We start from the raw sequence: 18,725 nt of genomic DNA on the forward strand, positions 1-18,725 counted from the left end.
CCACCGTAAAGAAACAGTCACAAGGCAAGTGGCTGACGGGGTCGTACAGGTGCGTCTTACATCGGTGCGAGGAGGAAACATAAAGGAAGAAGGAGCCTAATCATGGCACGAAGAAGTGTTCGCCTGTTGGCATCAATCGTTGCAGTTGCGACTATGGCCACGGCGCTTGCCGCCTGCGGCAACAAGCAGGCCACCACAGATGAGAATGGCAAGCCGATTGTCAACATTCTGGTTCGTCGCAACGTGACCGACCATCCGATGCAGGACACCCAGTACACCAAGGATCTGGAAGCCGCCTGCGACTGCACCATCAAGTGGCAGGAAGTCTCCGACAACGCGTGGGGCCAGCAGAAGAGCGCCAAGATGGCCGCCGGTGAATTCCCGGACATTGGCTTGAGCTTGTTCAGCATGGTGGATGCGGCCAAGTACAGCACCTATTTCGAGGATCTGAAGCCGCATCTGGACAAGATGCCGAACGTCAAGGAGTTCCTCAAGGCCCAGCCGGGCGCCGCGAAGTACGTGACCGACGGAACCAAAATCGCCATGCTGCCGTCTGATCGTGGCAAGGGTTACGGGGTTTCCGGCACTCACATGTTCATCAACAAGACCTGGCTTGACAAGCTCGGCCTCGAGATGCCAACCACTTGGGACGAGCTTGAGAACGTGCTCGAGGCATTCAAGACCCAGGATCCGAACGACAACGGCAAGGCTGATGAGGTACCGATGAATATCCGCGGCCTCGGCTTCGGCCTGTGGAGCCCCCTGACGCTGATGAACTCCGAAGGCGTGGTAACCTCCTTCATGGGCGGCAGCGCTTCCGAACAGGGCTACTACGTGGACAACGGCAAGGTCAAGAGCTACTACACCTCCGACGCGCTCAAGGACGTCGTCTCCTACCTGCACGGACTCATGGCCAAGGGCCTTATCCCGAAGGATGTGCTCACCCGCGACGCCTCGCAATACACTTCGCAGACCGTCAGTGACGGCTAGACCGCGCTGACCGGCGTCTCCTTCGGCTGGTCCAACTACGCCGAATACGGCGACAAGCTTGGCGACCAGTACGTCACCCTGCCGCCGCTGAAGAAGGACGCCTCCACGCCCGACGCCCAGGTCAAGTGGGATTATTCCCAGGACGCCTGCCGCTGGGCCTACTCCGGTTCCGGCCTGACCGTCAACCCGAACGCCGCTAACCAGGACGCCATCTACAAGGTCATCGACGCCATGTATGGCGAGAAGCTTTCCGTGGCCGGTTTCTTCGGTTCCATCCCGGATATCGTCTCCGATGATGGCGATCACCAGTACACCATCGACAAGAAGAAGGCTTACGCCGAGTATCCCGACACCCGTGCCATCGCCCTGCAGGACCGCTTCGGCGGCTGGATCCGCGACGACGTGAAGATGGTCAACGACACCAATGCTGACCAGGTCACCGCCTCCGACCAGGCCATCCGCGAGGCGCGCAACCGCGTCGACGGCGTCAAGGACGTCGTCCCGATCTACGTGCGCCCGGATACCGAGGACTCCAACACCTTGCAGAACAACAACACCGCCATCTCCAACTACGCGAACAACCAGATCGCGAAGTGGGTCCAGAAGGGCGGCATCGACAAGGAATGGGACGCCTACGTGAAGAAGGTGTCCGAACCGACCCTCGGCCTCGACGCCAACATCGAGATTTGGCAGAAGTGGTACGACAAGTACACCAAGTAGCCAAGCAATACCGCGGGGTCCATCGCACGGATTCGTTCCTCTCCTGTGAATGCCGTCGGACCCCGCACTTTTGTTCCCTAGCAATCATCCTAAATTGGAGACCAACATGAGTGCACAAACATCGCAAGGCGTTGCTGCACGGACCGTGGCGATGGAAGCGGCTCCCGACCGCAAGAAACCAGGTCTGCTCGATCGTATCGCCGACCATTTACGTCGCTACTGGCAGTTGTGGATTCTTTCCGCTCCGGCATTGTTCTTCGTAGGATTGTTCTCCTACGCGCCGATGTGGGGCATCCAGCTCGCCTTCCGCGAGTTCGATCCGACCAAAGGCCTGACCGGCGGCAAATTCGTCGGTTTCAAATACTTCCTGGAATTCTTCCACAATCCGCTGTTTGGTGAGATTATGACCAACACCATCCGCATTTCCCTGTGGACATTGGTCATGGGCTTCATCTTCCCGATTATCCTGGCCCTGCTGATCAACCAGATCGGTTCTAAGAAGATCAAAGGTTTCGTGCAGACGATTACCTACATGCCGCACTTCATCTCCGTGGTGGTCATCGTCTCCATGCTCAACATCTTCCTGACTCCTGGCACCGGAATTCTCGGTCGCTTCTTCGGCGACGAATCACTGATGGGTTCCACCAGCGCCATCACCGCGGTCTATTGGATTTCCGAAGTCTGGCAGCATGTTGGTTGGAACTCCATCATCTACCTAGCTGCGCTCGCCGGCGTGGACACATCACTGTACGAGGCGGCGAAGATCGACGGTGCAGGCCGTTTGCAGCTGATTCGCTACGTCGATATTCCTACGATCATGCCGACATGCGCGATTCTGCTCATCATGAACATGGGCTCCGTGCTCAACGTGGGCTTCGATAAGATCTACCTGATGCAGAACTCGCTGAACATGCCGGCCACCGAAGGTCATCGTCACATACACCTACAAAATCGGTATTATCAACGGCCAGTACTCGTACTCGACGGCAATCGGTCTGTTCAACACCTTGGTCAACTTCATCTTCCTGATCACTGCGAATGCAATCGCCAAGCGCGTTTCCGATACGAGCATTTTCTAGAAGGGTTTTATCATGTCTGCAACAATTGAGGCTGTTACCCAGAACAAGAACGACATTCCCTGGAACAAGCACGTGCGTCAGAAGCAGAAGCCGGGTGACTGGGCGGTGTCGGGCATCATCAATGTGCTGCTGCTCCTGACCATTGTGGCGGTGCTCTACCCGCTGTGGTTCGTGGTCATCGCATCATTTTCAAATCCGAACGCCGTGGCCGGCGGTGAAGTGCTGCTGCTACCCAAGGATGTGACCTTCGCTGGCTATGCTAAGGTGTTCGCCAACCAGCGCATCTGGCAGGGCTATCTCAACACCATCATCTATTCGGTGGTCGGCACCGCGGTCAACATGGCAGTGACCATTCCCTGCGCTTTCGCGCTATCCCGTCGCGAGTTCAAGCCGCGGCGCGTGATTATGTTCCTGTTCACCGTGACCATGTTCATCGCCGGCGGCTTGATTCCGAACTACCTGCTGTACAAGAGCCTCGGCATCAACAACACCATGTGGGTGTTCATCCTGCCTGGTGCGGTTTCCGTGTACAACGTGATCGTGGCCCGCTCCTTCTTCGAGACCTCTATCCCCGAAGAGCTCTTCGACGCGGCCCAGATCGACGGGTTGAGCTACTTTGGCTACTTCTTCAAGATTGTGCTGCCGTTAAGCTCCGCGATTCTGGCTGTAATTGGTCTGTACTACTTTGTCGGCCACTGGAACGACTTCATGACGGGCCTTATCTACATCACCGACGACACGAAGCAGCCATTGCAGGTGGTGTTGCAGCAGTTGCTGTTGGTGGCGCAGGGTACTGGAACCAATGTCAACGCGGCTGCGCAGCAGCAGGCCGCCGATCAGATCAAGTTCGGCATCATCATCGTCTCTACCCTGCCTCTGCTTGTGCTCTATCCGTTCTTGCAGAAGTACTTCAACAAGGGTGTGATGCTCGGCGCGGTCAAGGGCTGAGTCAAACGCAATCCGACAAGAGACAGCCAATCCAAAGGCCAGCCGATAGAAAGGATTCGCCATGCTTGCCCGCTTCTCTGTGGCCTACGAGCGGTTCTGCCGTCTGCTAGTCGCGATTTTCGTGGTCAACGTGGCCATACTCGCGCACACTCTGATGGGAGCAGTCGTGCTGGGATTTCTTCCCTCGTTCGCGGCTGCGCAGGCTACGTTCCGTGCGTGGCTGCTTTCTGAGGACTGTTCAATGCGGGCCAAGGAAGTTTGGAAGACGTTCCACGGCTTCTGGAAAAGCGAAGTCAAGCGCGCGAATCTTTTCGGTTGGCCTTTGGTTATTTTCTGGGCCGTGGTTATCGTCGACTACTACGTGATGAACTGGCATGCTCGCGGCGATTTCGACATCATGGTTTCCGGCGTGCTGCTGCTCATCATCGTAGTTTTGGCGGTGTTCTCGTCCTTGGTTTGGGTGGTGCGCGCGAACTATGAAGAGAGTCCCGTCTGGATTGTTCGTACAACACTGGCGATGATTGTGGCACGCCCGTTGTGCAGCCTTCTGCAGGTCGGACTGCTGATTCTCACCGTGCTTGTATGGGTGCAATGGCCTGGAATTCTCATGGTGTTCGGTTTGTCGCTGCCGATGTTCTGCACAGCTTGGATTGTTTATTCATTCGGCCGTCTGCCTGGAATGGACATTCATGACCGCATGGAACAGAGCACGGGCCGCGCCCGAAACCAGACATCGTGACATGTTCGCAGAAAAAGGGGGTGATAAAATGCTGCAGTCGTCAGTAAGTCAACGAGTGAACAGGTCCAAACGATTGGTATCTATCAAAGACATAGCTAAGGAAGCGGGTGTTTCCGTATGCACTGTGTCTTTGGTTATGAACAACAAGGATCACAATCGCGTCAGCAAGGCGGTTGCGCAGAGAATCCGTACGACTGCCGAGAGCATGGGGTACAAGCCTAATTCCGTGGCGCGCACCTTACGCACCAGCAAATCCAATACTCTGGGATTCGTCACCGATGAGATAGCCACGACTCCGTATGCGGGTCAGGTGCTCCAAGGGGCGCAGGACGCCGCGCGCAAGCTTGGATACATCCTGCTTACCGCAAACACCAACAATGATGCCGAACTTGAAGACCAAGAGATATCCGCCCTACGTCGGTACAACGTGGACGGCTTCCTGTACGCCATGATGTATCACCGTAAAGTGGACATTCCTGAGGTATTGGAAGGCAGTCTGACAGTAGTGGTGGATGGTGAGGACGCCGCAGGGAAGGTTCCTTCAATCTACCCTGATGACGAGATGGCCGGGCACGATGCCACCAACCGTCTGATTCAAGCCGGATGCAGACGCATCGTTTACTACGGTTCCACAACCACTATTATCGCGCAGGGGGAGCGTCTGGATGGCTATCGGCGTGCGCTTGCGGAAGCTGGCATTGCATTCGATGAGGCGTTGGTCGTCAATGTATTGGAGATGACCAACGCTGCTGCTGAGGCGGCGCGGGTATTCGACGAAATCAAGCCGGACGGCATCTTCTGTTTCAACGATGTGCGCGCCACCTTCATCTATGAAGCTGCGCGAGAACGCGGAGTGCGCATCGGAACCGACGTGTCGGTGATTAGCATCGACAATCAGCCGTTCATCACTGATGTGATCAAACCATCTCTGACCACGCTGGAATTGCCCCATTATGAAATGGGCTTCGAAGCGGTTCGGCAGCTGGTTGCCATGCTTGACGGCGATAAGGCCGTAGCGGATCTCGAATCCGATCATGGCATGGCGGTACAGAGACAACGAGATGGCGGCAAAACAGCATTGCGCTGCCGCATCATCGAACGCGATTCCATCGTGTTGTGACGGGTGTTCCCCTTTTTTTCATATTTAGTTTTCCGATTATCGGTTTTTTTTTTCAATGCGTAGCCACGTGATATCTGATCATGTGGCGCTGTGGAGGAGCTTATTATGCCTGACAACTATTCCGTTGCCATCGAAACCGGCGGCTACCGTTTGCTGGAATTGTTCGCCGAAAGATGCGGCGATGACGCTGCCGTCACCATTACAGACGGGGACGGCCATCAAATCGCCAGCCATGCCATGCCGGTGGCCGAGCGTCGCCACCGTTTCTTGATTCCGGTGCCGACAAGCGTGTGTCTCACGGTGAGAGCGCGCCAACTGACCGTGCGGTTCGCCTACTTGTCCGAGTGTGAGAATCTTCTTGATGAAGGCGTGCGTTTCATCAGCATGAATCCATATGACAATGAATGGGATACGCAGCCGACGCTGGAGCAGATCTATGATCGTTTCGCTCGCCCTGCGGCGCATTTCGAGCCATTCGCTCGCTGGATGAATGATCCTAACGGCCTGTGTCGTTTCCAAGGACGCTACCATTTGTTCTACCAATTCAATCCGTACGGTTTTGGCTGGGACAATATGCACTGGGGCCATGCAGTGAGCCGCGATCTGGTGCATTGGACGCATCTGCCAATCTTCCTCGAACCGCAGCCGGAGCTGCATATCGACGAACGCATCGTTGGCGGCGCGTTCTCCGGATCCGCGGTGACGGTGGATGCGTGTGACAATCCCTGCAAGGGTGATGATGCGGCCGCTATTCGCCTGTATCTAACCCGGCACCTGGAGACTCGCGGAGACGAATCGTCTGTTACTGAATACCAGACCACCTGCTTGTGTGAGGATGGTGTGCATGTGAGTGTCGAATCTCCAGTCGCGTTGCGCGTTAACGATGGTTTTGGCTTCGATTTCCGTGATCCGAAGGTGGAAACCGGCATGTCCGGCGAGGCGATCAATCCGGAACGCGCTTACATGGTGACCGCCACGAATCTGCCGGTCGCCGAATTCGATACTGATGCTGTGCCCTCCGCGGCGCCTGGCATCAGCGTACAGGGTACAGACGGCTGGTTTACGTGCGGTCCGCAAGGCATGCCCGGCACCGACAAGCCCAATATGGATACGGTGCCTGCCATGGCGCTCTTCTCCGCGAAGAAACCGCTCAAGCGCAACGTGACGTGGCAGTATGAAGGACCGGTGCTCGCCGACTTCGGCCACCAGCTGTCACGTACCTACGAATGTCCTGACCTGTTCCAGCTCGACGGCAAGACGGTCGCCATCGGAGCTCTGATGCACTACCGTGACAAGCAAGGTCGTTTCCAGCAGGTGCGTTGGTATGTTGGTGATCTCAAGGACACCGCCGATGGCCCACGTTTGCAGGTAGGGAACAGCGATTGGTGCGATTTCGGTACCGGCTACTACGCGACACAAAGCTTTGCTGCCGACGACGGGCGTCGTATCGTGTTCGGCTGGTATACCGACTTTCCCGCGATGCGTGTGGAAAAGCCGTGCATCGCTAACGGCATGATGTCGCTGCCACGTGAACTGCACGTGCGTGACGGCCGCTTGACCAGCCGTCCTGTCAAGGAAGCGTACGAGCAGCTGCTAGGCGATCGTTTGGAAGCGCATGCAGGCGAAAACGGGACCTTCTTTATTGTGCCGAACAACGCGTATTACACGGACATGCATCTGGCTGACGATGACGATTTCACAATGCTCATCGCGACCGGTACCAATCCCGCCAATGGTAATTCGATGGAATTGCAGCTGCAGCGTCGCGACGGCGTGACCCGACTGGTCACGAAGGGAACAGTCGTGGACGACATCGATTTCGATAGCGGCATCGCCGATGTGCGTCGCGTCGAAATCTTCTTCGACCGTAATGTGGTGGAAGTCTTCCTTAACAATGGCGAAGCGGCCGGCAGTATGCTGTTCCAAGGTGCGGACGGCGATGGCGAGTTCCGTTTTGTTGCTGACGGCAAGGTCGATTGCGTGGATGTGCGTGTGCTTGACAGCATCTGGCGGTGACATACAGCTGCTGCAGCGGCAGGTGGTAACTGGCAGTCATCTCAGTATGTAAGGCAAAATAGACGAAAGGCACGTGTTTTGGCACGTGTCTTCCCTATACTTGAGGGCACGTCCGGCAATTCGCCAAGAACTGGATATTCACACCTCACGTTTAGGGAGCGCCATGAACAAGGCAATCATCACCGTCGTCGGCCAGGATACTGTTGGCATCATCGCACGCGTCTGCACATACCTTTCCGAACATCAGGTCAACGTGCTTGACATTTCCCAGACCATCATCGACGGTTTCTTCAACATGATGATGATCGTGGATTATTCCAACGCCGGCAAGGAATTCGGCGAGATTGTGGACGATCTCGACAAGCTCGGCGAGGAGATTGGCGTGCGCATCCGCTGCCAGCGCGAGGAGATCTTTACCAAGATGCACCGCATCTGAGCCGGGCCTCAAAAGAAAAGGACTTAAGGAAATACCATGCTGAATATCATGGAGGTCCACGAGACCAATCAGATGATCGAGCAGGAAAAGCTCGACGTTCGCACCATCACGATGGGTATTTCGTTGCTCGACTGCGCGACGGATTCCGTTGAGCAAACCTGCGACAATATCTACCGTAAAATCACCACGTATGCCAAAGACCTGGTCTCCACAGGCCAAGCCATCGAAAGCGATTATGGCATCCCGATTGTCAACAAGCGCATCACCGTGACTCCTATTTCTCTGGTGGGCGCCAGCTGCTGCAAGACTTCGGAAGATTTTGTGCAAATCGCGCACGCGTTGGATAAGGCAGCCAAGGAAGTCGGCGTCGATCTGATCGGCGGTTATTCGGCATTGGTCTCCAAAGCCATGACCCCGGCCGAAGAACTGTTAATCAAATCATTGCCGCAGGCGCTTTCCGAAACGGACATCGTCTGCTCGTCGGTAAACGTTGGCTCCACGAAAACCGGTATCGACATGAATGCGGTGGAGTTGCTCGGCCATATCATCAAAGACATCGCCGAGCGCACCGCAGACAACGATTCCTACGGTTGCGTGAAATTCGTGGCCTTCTGCAATGTTCCGGACGACAATCCATTCATGGCGGGCGGTTTCCACGGCGTTACTGAAGGCGATGCCGTGATCAACGTGGGCGTTTCCGGTCCGGGTGTCGTCTCCCGCGCATTGGATGCGGCCAAAGGCAAGGATTTCGAGTTCCTGTGCGAAACCATCAAGCGTACGGCGTTCAAGATCACTCGTGTCGGTCAGTTGGTGGCTCAGGAGGCTTCCCGCCGCCTCGGCATTCCGTTCGGCATCATCGACCTTTCCCTCGCTCCGACCCCGGCTGTAGGCGACTCGGTGGGCGAAGTGCTGGAGAAGATCGGTCTTGAGCAGGTTGGCGCTCCTGGCACTACCGCGGCTTTGGCCATGCTGAACGATCAGGTGAAGAAGGGCGGCATCATGGCCTCCAGCTACGTGGGTGGCCTGTCTGGTGCGTTTATCCCCGTCTCCGAAGACAAGAACATGATTGACGCTGCCGCCTCCGGTTGCCTGACCCTCGAGAAGCTTGAGGCCATGACCTGCGTATGCTCGGTGGGTCTTGACATGATCGCCATTCCGGGCGATACCTCTGCTTCCACCATCTCCGGCCTGATCGCCGACGAAGCCGCCATCGGCATGGTGAATCAGAAGACCACAGCCGTGCGCGTGATCCCGGTTGCCGGCAAGGGCGTGGGCGAGATGGCGAACTTCGGCGGCCTGATGGGCTACGCGCCCATCATGCCGGTCAACCAGACCAGCTGCGAGGCCTTTGTGACCCGTGGCGGTCGTATTCCCGCTCCGATTCACAGCTTCAAGAACTGATTCGGTAGGGTCTCACCGTTCAAAGAGGTACATCCGGTAACTCGCAGATAGCTGTCTGCTGTAGAGAAAGTGCCTCATATATGAAAACCCCGAGCATGAACGTTGGAATATCAACGCTCATGCTCGGGGTTTCTTTGTCGACGTACTCACGGCAAAAACGATAGCGCGCCGCCATCCTTCCGCCGCGATGATATTGTGCGCCTGTGGGACGTGTCCTGCATCTTGGCATACCCCTGAGTAGAGTTATGCCCAGTGTGAAATGTGAAACGTCAGCGAAAGGGAGAAGATGACGGTAGCGGATTTGTTCCGGGCCATTAAGCGCCACTGGATTCTTGAGATTATTCTGTTTGTAGTTACCGTGGGTGCCGTAGCTGGCTTCACCTTCACTGCTACCCCCATGTATTCCGCTCAGATTCAACTGATGCCAAAGGCTACCGCCAGTGCAGATGCGAGTACGGCCCAATCGTCGTCGGCAGCGGCGTCGTCGGCAGCGGCTCAGTTGGCGAATTATATTGAAGTGGTTCAGTCTGATGCCGTGCTTCAGCCGACTATCGACAATTTGGGTCTGCACGAGACCGTGCCGCAGCTCAGGAAGCTGGTTGTTGCCGAGAACGTTACCGGTACCACTTTGTTAGATATCACGGTCACTTATCCGAACGCCAAAGACACCACGCTGATTCTTAACGAGGTGGCCAAGCAACTCAACAAGCAGGTTTCCGCCGATGCTTCGGACATGTTGACGCTGACTACTGTGCAGAAGCCTGTTGAACCTACGTTGCCCTCCTCGCCTAACATCATAGCGAATATGGCGATCGGTGTGGTCGCAGCTCTTGTGGTGGCTGTGTTGGGTGCATTCCTGAGGGAGCTTGCAGACAACAATATTCATGCACAGACCGACATTACCAATGCGGTCAATGCGCCGATTCTCGCATCTATCCCGAAGAGCTTCACTGTCGCCGGGCATGTTCCTGCGGTCATCGTCAAGCCGCGTGGCCATGCGGCTGAGGAATTCCGCAGGCTTTGCACTAATCTGTCGTTCGTCGAGAACGGTAATGAGGATCGCCCTGATAATGATCATTCCAATGTGATTATCGTGACCTCTGCCGTGCCTGACGAGGGTAAGACCTCGGTTTCGGTCAATCTCGCAGCCGTATATGCAGAGAAGGGTGAGAGCGTACTGCTCATTGATGCGGATGCTCGTCACCCCTCTGTGGCGAAGGCGTTGGGCTTGAACAATGCAGTGGGCTTGGTTAAGTTGCTTGCGGGTGATGTCGATGCACGTACTGCCGTGCAACGGTATTGGAAGCCCGAGATGCAGGTGTTGCCTGTTGAGGAAACTTCTACTTCGAATGTGATTCTTGGTTCCAATGTCATGCGTGACATGGTGGACCAGGCCACTCGTCATTATGACCACGTAATCATCGACACCGCCCCTATTCAGGTTTCCAACGATGCATCGGTGTTTGCTCGCTCCGGTGGTACGGTGTTGCTCGTTGTCAGCCAGAATGTTGGACAGAAGAAGGCTCTGCGCAATACAGTGCGCGAGCTGAAAGTCGCCCACGTAAGGATTGGCGGTGTGGCGTTCAACCGCGTTGCGCATGAGCGTAGCCGTAAGGGCAACTATTACTACTATGAAGAGTCGGAAGTCAAGAATCGCCGTGCGAAGGCCTCGACGGGTGACTCATCACAGAATTCCGCTTCCCGTAATGCCCGCCGTGGGCGTCGTACAACGGCCGATGGTCGTTGATTATACGTGGAGAATCGAGAGAACCGACTGCGCGGAGTGAGAACTCCGTAAGGTGGACACGTTCTAGGGGAAGGCAGAGATTTGAGGCAACGAGTCGTCTTTATTGTGGAGACAGTAGGCGGAGGCGTACGCACGCATGTACTCCAGTTGTTGAAGAATCTCGATCCGGAGCGCTATGAATTAACGCTCATCTACGGAGAACGATATGACCACGTGTTCGAGTCACAGCGTGAAGAGCTGGCAAAGCACGTCACGCTGATTCTTGATTCCAATCTGGTTCGTTCCGCTGGCCTTCGGGCGAGTTGGAAAGCGGTGAAATCCCTACGGGCTACATTGCGCCGCATCAAGCCGGATATTGTGCACTGCCATAGTTCGATTGCCGGGCTTGTTGGACGTGCCGCCGCCAAACTGGAGCATGTGCCGAAAATCTTTTATACCCCGCATGCTTATGCGTTTGACGCGCCGGAGTTCTCTGCGAAGAAGAGAGCGGTGTTTGGATTGGCTGAGCGCGTGATGAGTCGTTGGGCAACCACACGTACTTTCAATGTGAGTGATGGCGAATATCGCAGTGCGCTCAGGCATCACATCGATAAGCCGAGCAAATTCGCCGTGATTTACAACGGTGTCCCTGAATTGCAGTTGCCCACTCGTGCCGAGTCTAGACACCGATTGGGATTGGATGATTTGGTACCTCAGGATGTGCCGATTGTTGGTGTAGCCGCATGGCTTGACGCTCGCAAGGATCCGATGACATTCGTGCGTATCGCCGAACGTGTGCACGATGATGGCAGAAATGCGCATTTCGTATATATAGGCTCAGGAGAACTGCAAGATCAGGTGCGTGATTTTGTTGCTTCTCATCATCTCGAAGGATTCGTGCACCTGCTTGGCTACCGACAGGATACCAGCCTATTGGTACGTGCATTCAATGTGTACTTACTGCCCTCTCTGTATGAAGGCATGCCATACTCGTTGTTGGAATCGTTGTGTGCTGGTGTGCCGATTGTGGCTACCCGCACTACGGGCAATGACGAGGTTGTTTTGCCTGGTGTCAACGGTGAATTGTTCGCTGTAGGTGATGTTGCACAGGGCGCCGCGGCCGTTGAAAAGTTGTTGGACGATTCCCCGACCTTCGAGGCGGTGAAGGACACCTACCGCCAGCGATTCACTGAAGGGGCAATGATCCGTAGAATTACCGAAGAGTACGAACAATAGTCGTAGGCCCAACGAATGGGGCCATAATGCCGGTCGAATCGTCAGACATGGCCGTGGGCAAGTAATGAATGTAAGGAGCGCAGCAAGCCATGATACTCATCAAGGTATGGTACCGGTTCACAGGGCTAATGCTGAAGTGGTTGTACCGTATTGTTTTCCACGGTGATTTCGTGTATGGCAAGCGCTTCCATATGCGCCGTGCATTTCAGCTGACAATTGAGAATGGTGGTCGCGTGGTTCTTGGCGATGACGTGTTCTTCAATGATTTCTGCGCATTGCATGCGCGCAAGAGCATCACTATCGGTGACGGTACGATTTTCGGCGAGAACGTGCGCATCTACGATCATAACCACCGATTTGCCGATCCGACGACGCCGATCAAAGACCAAGGATACAGCGAGGCTGCGGTCTCTATCGGGAAACATTGCTGGATTGGCTCCAGTGTGACGATTCTTAAAGGTGTAACCATCGGCGATAATGTAGTGGTAGGCGCTGGCTGCGTGGTTGTGAAGGATATTCCGGATAACGTCATTGTGCGGCAGAATACGGAACTGGTAATTGAGGAGATTAGACGATGAGCGAGCCGGTGCGCGTGCTCGTGCTGGACACGGTGATGGACCGTGGCGGTGCCGAGACCATGACGATGAATTATCTGCGGCGCATGGACCGCAGCAAGGTTCAATATGATTTTCTCGTCAACCGTGACTATAAGGCCGCCTATGAGGACGAGATTGCGGAACTTGGCGGAAAAGTGTACCGCATGTGTCCGCTATATCCGCAATATTTCGACAAGTACAAGCGTCAGTTTCGTGGGTTTCTTAAGGTACATCCCGAATATCGGATTATCCATTCCAATCTGGAGGAACGCAGCTATTTCGCGTTGCGTATCGCTAAGGAGATGGGTGTTCCAGTGCGCATCGCCCATGCACACAATCGTCCGGTGGGATTTGATTTGAAGTCTGTGGTTCGTGAGTACTTCCGTTTCCGTCTGCCTCCCTATGCCACACATTATTTCGCGTGTGGTCAGGAAGCTGGTGATTGGCTGTTTGGCGTGAAGAATCGCAGTAAGGTGATCCAGGAGCGCAATGCTGTAGATACAGCTCTGTACCGCTACGACCCAACAGTGGCTGAAGAGGTACGCGCGGAGTTCCAGACTCCTGAAGATTGTTTCGTCCTCGGTCACGTGGGCCGTTTCTTCCCTCAGAAAAATCACATGCAGCTTGTGGATATCTTTGCTGCAGTGCATAAGATGCGTCCGAATAGCAGGCTATGGCTCGTAGGCGGTGGAGAACTGGACGACAGTCTCAAGAATCAAGTCAAATCCAAGGTACATGAGCTTGGTCTTGATGAGAGTGTGGTCTTTACTGGTGTGCGCACCGATGTGAACCGCCTTATGCAAGGAATGGATTTATTCATATTGCCTTCCTTGTTCGAAGGTTTTCCCATGACCATGATTGAGGCACAATCCGCCGGATTGCCTTGCATGATTTCCGATAAAGTGCCGCCGCAATGCGATGTAACCGGGAATGTGCAGATCATGACTTTGGACTCCACTCCCGAAGAATGGGCAAAGCATATTCTCGATCAGAGTGACAAATATGCCGCGAAGTCTGATCGCGCCGACGGTGCGAAATCAGTAACCAAGGCGGGATATGACATCGTGAAGAACGCCGAATGGCTGCAGGATTTTTATGTGAATGCATTAGCCAAGGCTGAAGCGAGGGAACGCCGCTGATGGAACAAATAGAGACGGACCAAGTCGTTCATAATTGGCGTGACAACCATAATAAAAACGCCGCTATAATGCTGACATTCATCGTTATGATGATTGCGAAAATCATTACGCTGATGTTGCCGAAGAAATATTTTTTTGACAATAACCGTATTCTCGGTATGGCCAACGGCGATGATTCGGTCAAGGCATGGGGCGGCTCATATGAGGTGGCTGCGAATTTCTTCAAGACCGTTAACGTGTTCAATTTTGTCAAGATGACTGATTGGAGCTGGTTCCTCGGTCTGTTGATGACGGGTATCATTCTGTTGGTAATCACCAGAATTGACGAGTCGGATCTGCCTCAATTAGTGTTCCTTCTTGCTTGCGTTGGATTGCTGAATATTTATGTGTTCAATATCGGCAAGGACGTCATTCAATTCCTGTTCTTCTTTGCCGTATATCTGGTGATTATCTCGCCTATCGGCAACACCACGGTGAAGCTATTGATTTCATCGTTGATTCTGTATTTTGAAAGTACGGTGTTCCGTGCCTACTATATTCTGATTGCGGCGCTGGCCATTGCGGTCTATTGCATTCTGCGCCTGTTCCACCGGTTTGTTAATCTTCCTCGTGTGGTTCGATTACTGGGAATTCTGCTCAGTATGTATGTGCTGGTATGCGCGGTGATGTTTGTCGCACGTGTGGCCAAGCCAGATGAATTCCAATTGATTATGAGTGTTCGCGATGCCAGCCTTGCTGGTCGTGATGCGGATACCGAGGCCTCGGTCACCATCATTCAGAATTGGATTGGCGGTGATAGCGCATCGAGCGGCAATCTTCCGCTATTCCTCGTGAATTACGGTATCAACGCGGCCCGTATGCTCGTTCCCGTGGAATTACTGACGAAGGGCATGCAGTATATTCCATTCTTGCTTTTCCAGCTGGCGGTTACGGTATATTTGGCCAGTTTGTTTGTTCATGTCGATGAGATCGAGGATGAAAACCAGTTCCTCGCATTGTCCATTTTCTTGGGTTATTTCCTCGCGTCAGCTATTTTCGAACCCGATTTCGGCTCGTGGGTGCGGCACGAATCAGCGACTTTCCCGGTGCTCCATTTACTGGTGATGTCTTCCAACCAATGTGTTTCAGCATGGAAGGCCAATGCGGCGGCCCTTAAATCCAAGTTCCATAAGCAATCCAAACACTCATCGTCATGGGAAGGTGAAGTCGCGTGACGAGGTCGCATATCGCGTTTTTCTCTGGTGACATTACTCGATCCGGGGGCACGGAGAACGTTTCCATTATGGTGGCAAATGAGTTGGTGAAGGATTCCTCCTATAAGGTTTTTTTCATCAGTTTGTTCGAGGAGCAGCCACAACCGTTTTTCCCGATTGACGAGGCCATCAAACGGGACACTGTGTATTCGACAGTCACACACGGTATTCAGCATTACTTTGATACGGTAAAACAGCTGCGCGGACTGGTAAAAAAGCATCATATTGACGTGCTGATTGATATCGACGGCATTCTCGACATGTATACGTTGCCATTGAAACGTGGCACGGGTGTGAAGGTCATCTCTTGGGAGCATTTCAACTATCTGCAGAATCCCGGTGTGCCCTACCGTAAACTAACGCGGCCGTGGGCGGCCCGTAAGGCCGATGCCATAGTGACGCTCACCACAGCGGACAAGAACCTATATGAGCAGCATCTCAACCCCAAATGTCCGGTCATCGACATTCCGAACCCAATGATCGTACCGAGTCCGGCACCGGTATATGCTGCTGCGTCTCAGACGATTTTGAGTTCCGGTCGTCTGACCTATCAAAAAGGGTTCGACATGCTCGTGGATGTAGCGGAGCAGGTGCTTCCGCGGCACCCGGATTGGCAGTGGCTTATTCTCGGTGAAGGCGAAGACCGTCCAATGCTCGAAGAGAAGATAGCTCGAGCAGGCATCGGTAAGCAACTCATACTGAAAGGTCGAGTACCGGATACGGACAGCTACTACCGTAAATCCGCGTTTTTCGTGCTGACCTCACGGTTTGAAGGCTTGCCGATGGTATTGCTGGAAGCCAAGGCGTATGGTCTTCCCATTGTGAGTTTTGACTGCCCGACCGGACCGTCAGAGATTATTGAAGATGCACTCAACGGTAATTTAGTGCGTCCAGATGATATTTCTGGCATGGCTGAAAGCGTCAATCGCCTCATTGAAGACAGGGCAATACGCGAGCGGTATGCTCTGCATGCCGGTGACGGCGATGGTCGCTTTGCCAAGGAAACCATCATCGACCAGTGGAAGACGTTGCTGAACATGGTGCTTCGCCCGATATCAAGGTAGTGATACGAATGAACGACAATCTACAGCATTCTGCGGGTGCCCGGCGCATCTCTTGGGTGGACTATGGTAAGGGATTGGCCATATTACTGGTGTTCTGGGGGCATGCCATATGCCCGGAACCAGTGAGGGCTTCGTTCTATGCCTTCCATATCCCAGTGTTCTATTTCCTTTCTGGTTATGTGTTTTCCACTAGGAAATATCATTCGTTCGGACCATTCCTCTGGCATAAGGTCCGCACGCTCATTATCCCCGGCTTGACGTTCGGTTTCCTCATAGTCTTCTTCAAATGGCTGAACGGCTTGATCGCAGGCGAAGCGTATTCCGTGAACCCGTTGAAGCTGTTGATTGGTGTTTTCGTGGAATTGCGTGGCGGCGATTACTCGGTGATTCCATGGTTCTTCGTCAGCATATTCATCATCGAGCTTATGGCCTATTGGATTTTCGGTCTGGCAAAGGAACATGCTGGTGTGCTTTTGTCTCTGGCTTTGATTGCCTCCGTGGTCGGCTACTGTTATGCCACGTTCATTGGCAAAATCGTGCCGTGGAGTTTGGAAACCGCATGTACGGGCTTCGGATTCTTTGTGCTTGGGTACCTCGCTAAGTCCCCGGGTAAAACTTGGTTTGCCTCGATCACCCGACCGGCATGGTTGCCGCTATGGTTGGTAGTAACGGCTGCAGGCACGTGGTTGAATGTAACTATTGCCCATCAGCGTCTCGACGTGTATATGAACGAGTATGGATGGTATCCGTTCACCATGATGGGCGCGTTGGGCGGCATCGCGTTGGTGTTGGGGTTGTTGCAGTTGCTGGAATACCACGAGCGGACCGCTGCCGCCAAGCCAGTGAGTTCACTGTTGCGATACATAGGCAAAAATTCGTTCATCTTCTACAGTCTGAACCAAGTGGGATTGCTTATCGGAGAAGAGATCCTGGGAGCCTGCGGTATTCCTCTCAATAACATCACATGGCCATGGCAATTGCTTTGGGGAGGGGCTTGTATAGTGATTGCTGTATTGCTATGCGTTCCGATGGTCGAATTCACCAACCGGTGCTTCCCCCAAATCCTGGGGAAGCCGCGTCGTATTAGCGCTGCATCTTGAAAGGACACTTGACATGCCCACGCGTTCGGTAGCTCTGATTACATATCACGCTGCGCACAATAATGGTTCGTTCTTGCAGGCGTATGCCACACAGCGCAAGATTCAACAGCTTGGCTATGACTGCGATATCATCAATTTCTCGACGCCCCGGCAGCAATATCTGTATGACGTATACAAGAAGGTGTCTGGTCCGAAGGACATCGCCAAGAATCTGTATGCGCTGTTCCACCACAAGCTGATTCAACGACGTCACAACGATTTCACTAACCTTATGCACTCGGCGCTGCAACTCACTCCGAAGTTTTATGAGGACCTCTCCCAGATGGGTGATCTTGAGACACAATACGATGTATTCGTCTCCGGCAGCGATCAGATCTGGAACATGGACGCGTGGGATTATAGTGACGCTTACTTCCTAAGCTTTGTTCATCACAAGCCTAAGGTTTCTTACGCCTCCAGCATGGGCGGTCATATTCTTGACAAACGTGGAGATACGGCACTTGCTAACCATTATCGAACACTACTGGCTGATTACCAGGCCATTTCCGTGCGAGAGAAGACTGCGCAGGATTATCTCCAGCCGCTGTTGGACAAGCCGGTGACGCAGGTTATTGACCCCACATTGTTGCTTGAGCGGAAAGATTACGAGGAAATCACGGCTCCTCGGCTAGTCGAGGAACCGTATATCTTCTACTACGCGATTGACTCCATAGAACTTAACGACAGCGCGGCTAAGGCTGTGCAACAGTATGCTCAGGCCACAGGGTTGCCGGTGTATGTAATGTTCACCGGCAATAAGTCGTATGGTCTTGAGAAGTATGGATTCCATCTGCTGGAGGTGGCGGCACCGAACCATTACCTCAGCCTGATTAAGAACGCTGAGCACGTGTTGACCGCCTCGTTCCATGGCACGGCATTCTCCATTCTGTTCGGCAAACAGTTCCATGTGGTACGTGGCAAGCACAACGGTAAGGTCAATATGGATGACCGTATGAGCTCATTGCTCTCCACATGTGGTTTGGAGCGGCAGCAGCTTATCGAGGGCGAGGCTTGGACCGATGACGTTATCGATTATGAGTGTGTGTATCCGCTATTGGATGTGGAACGCAACCGTTCGCTGGATTATCTGCAATCGGCGTTGCAGGTGAACGAGTAAAAGGAG

Annotated in this window: 14 protein-coding genes and 2 pseudogenes; all 16 read left to right on the forward strand. The window is 53.9% G+C overall.

Annotation, left to right across the window (positions count from 1 at the left end; translation table 11 throughout):
* Positions 1-102 precede the first annotated feature (102 nt).
* The 16 genes and pseudogenes from AB5287_RS02440 (at position 103) to AB5287_RS02515 (ending at position 18,719) form a co-directional block, all read left to right on the forward strand.
* Positions 103-1,710: pseudogene (locus AB5287_RS02440) on the forward strand (ABC transporter).
* A 151-nt stretch (positions 1,711-1,861) separates the two neighbouring features.
* Positions 1,862-2,789, forward strand: a pseudogene (locus AB5287_RS02445) (ABC transporter permease).
* Positions 2,790-2,801: 12 nt separating this feature from the next.
* A complete protein-coding gene (locus AB5287_RS02450) occupies positions 2,802-3,737 on the forward strand; it encodes a carbohydrate ABC transporter permease (protein WP_007055199.1) in 936 nt (311 codons plus the stop codon).
* A gap of 61 nt (positions 3,738-3,798) precedes the next feature.
* Positions 3,799-4,476 carry a YesL family protein gene (locus AB5287_RS02455; RefSeq protein ID WP_007055207.1) on the forward strand — a complete coding sequence of 226 codons (678 nt, stop codon included), beginning with the start codon at positions 3,799-3,801 and terminating at the stop codon, positions 4,474-4,476.
* 28 nt (positions 4,477-4,504) lie between these two features.
* Positions 4,505-5,596, forward strand: coding sequence for a LacI family DNA-binding transcriptional regulator (locus tag AB5287_RS02460; RefSeq protein WP_032738671.1), 1,092 nt, complete (start codon positions 4,505-4,507; stop codon positions 5,594-5,596).
* 105 nt (positions 5,597-5,701) lie between these two features.
* Positions 5,702-7,612, forward strand: coding sequence for a glycoside hydrolase family 32 protein (locus AB5287_RS02465; RefSeq protein WP_007055166.1), 1,911 nt, complete (start codon positions 5,702-5,704; stop codon positions 7,610-7,612).
* A 163-nt stretch (positions 7,613-7,775) separates the two neighbouring features.
* On the forward strand, positions 7,776-8,048 hold the full coding sequence (locus tag AB5287_RS02470) for an ACT domain-containing protein (RefSeq protein WP_007055170.1): 273 nt from the start codon (positions 7,776-7,778) through the stop codon (positions 8,046-8,048).
* Positions 8,049-8,084: 36 nt separating this feature from the next.
* Positions 8,085-9,449, forward strand: coding sequence for a PFL family protein (locus AB5287_RS02475; protein ID WP_007055183.1), 1,365 nt, complete (start codon positions 8,085-8,087; stop codon positions 9,447-9,449).
* Between the two features lie 286 nt (positions 9,450-9,735).
* A complete protein-coding gene (locus tag AB5287_RS02480) occupies positions 9,736-11,196 on the forward strand; it encodes a polysaccharide biosynthesis tyrosine autokinase (protein ID WP_007055184.1) in 1,461 nt (486 codons plus the stop codon).
* A gap of 105 nt (positions 11,197-11,301) precedes the next feature.
* Complete coding sequence (locus AB5287_RS02485) at positions 11,302-12,411, forward strand: glycosyltransferase (protein ID WP_007055213.1); 1,110 nt, start codon at positions 11,302-11,304, stop codon at positions 12,409-12,411.
* Between the two features lie 89 nt (positions 12,412-12,500).
* Positions 12,501-12,989, forward strand: coding sequence for an acyltransferase (locus tag AB5287_RS02490; RefSeq protein ID WP_007058630.1), 489 nt, complete (start codon positions 12,501-12,503; stop codon positions 12,987-12,989).
* Entirely contained in the window at positions 12,986-14,146 is a 1,161-nt protein-coding gene (locus AB5287_RS02495; RefSeq protein ID WP_007055193.1) for a glycosyltransferase family 1 protein, read from the forward strand. The genes AB5287_RS02490 and AB5287_RS02495 overlap by 4 nt, the downstream gene beginning before the upstream one ends.
* Positions 14,146-15,360 (forward strand): hypothetical protein, encoded by a 1,215-nt coding sequence (locus tag AB5287_RS02500; protein ID WP_368220579.1) that lies wholly within the window; start codon positions 14,146-14,148, stop codon positions 15,358-15,360. The genes AB5287_RS02495 and AB5287_RS02500 overlap by 1 nt, the downstream gene beginning before the upstream one ends.
* On the forward strand, positions 15,357-16,463 hold the full coding sequence (locus tag AB5287_RS02505) for a glycosyltransferase family 4 protein (RefSeq protein WP_032682400.1): 1,107 nt from the start codon (positions 15,357-15,359) through the stop codon (positions 16,461-16,463). The genes AB5287_RS02500 and AB5287_RS02505 overlap by 4 nt, the downstream gene beginning before the upstream one ends.
* Complete coding sequence (locus AB5287_RS02510) at positions 16,418-17,563, forward strand: acyltransferase family protein (RefSeq protein WP_227249450.1); 1,146 nt, start codon at positions 16,418-16,420, stop codon at positions 17,561-17,563. The genes AB5287_RS02505 and AB5287_RS02510 overlap by 46 nt, the downstream gene beginning before the upstream one ends.
* A 13-nt stretch (positions 17,564-17,576) precedes the next feature.
* Entirely contained in the window at positions 17,577-18,719 is a 1,143-nt protein-coding gene (locus AB5287_RS02515; protein WP_007055201.1) for a polysaccharide pyruvyl transferase family protein, read from the forward strand.
* Positions 18,720-18,725 lie beyond the last annotated feature (6 nt).

It is taken from the genome of Bifidobacterium sp. RTP21102st3_E2_RTP21102_210122 (assembly GCF_040916945.1).
GTDB lineage: Bacteria > Actinomycetota > Actinomycetes > Actinomycetales > Bifidobacteriaceae > Bifidobacterium > Bifidobacterium longum.

What these genes read in the sequence shown, in the direction of transcription:
- AB5287_RS02450 (WP_007055199.1), top strand. Translation starts at nt 2,802, where the DNA reads ATGTCTGCAACAATTGAGGCTGTTACCCAGAACAAGAACGACATTCCC.
- AB5287_RS02455 (WP_007055207.1), top strand. Translation starts at nt 3,799, where the DNA reads ATGCTTGCCCGCTTCTCTGTGGCCTACGAGCGGTTCTGCCGTCTGCTA.
- AB5287_RS02460 (WP_032738671.1), top strand. Translation starts at nt 4,505, where the DNA reads ATGCTGCAGTCGTCAGTAAGTCAACGAGTGAACAGGTCCAAACGATTG.
- AB5287_RS02465 (WP_007055166.1), top strand. Translation starts at nt 5,702, where the DNA reads ATGCCTGACAACTATTCCGTTGCCATCGAAACCGGCGGCTACCGTTTG.
- AB5287_RS02470 (WP_007055170.1), top strand. Translation starts at nt 7,776, where the DNA reads ATGAACAAGGCAATCATCACCGTCGTCGGCCAGGATACTGTTGGCATC.
- AB5287_RS02475 (WP_007055183.1), top strand. Translation starts at nt 8,085, where the DNA reads ATGCTGAATATCATGGAGGTCCACGAGACCAATCAGATGATCGAGCAG.
- AB5287_RS02480 (WP_007055184.1), top strand. Translation starts at nt 9,736, where the DNA reads ATGACGGTAGCGGATTTGTTCCGGGCCATTAAGCGCCACTGGATTCTT.
- AB5287_RS02490 (WP_007058630.1), top strand. Translation starts at nt 12,501, where the DNA reads ATGATACTCATCAAGGTATGGTACCGGTTCACAGGGCTAATGCTGAAG.
- AB5287_RS02495 (WP_007055193.1), top strand. Translation starts at nt 12,986, where the DNA reads ATGAGCGAGCCGGTGCGCGTGCTCGTGCTGGACACGGTGATGGACCGT.
- AB5287_RS02500 (WP_368220579.1), top strand. Translation starts at nt 14,146, where the DNA reads ATGGAACAAATAGAGACGGACCAAGTCGTTCATAATTGGCGTGACAAC.
- AB5287_RS02515 (WP_007055201.1), top strand. Translation starts at nt 17,577, where the DNA reads ATGCCCACGCGTTCGGTAGCTCTGATTACATATCACGCTGCGCACAAT.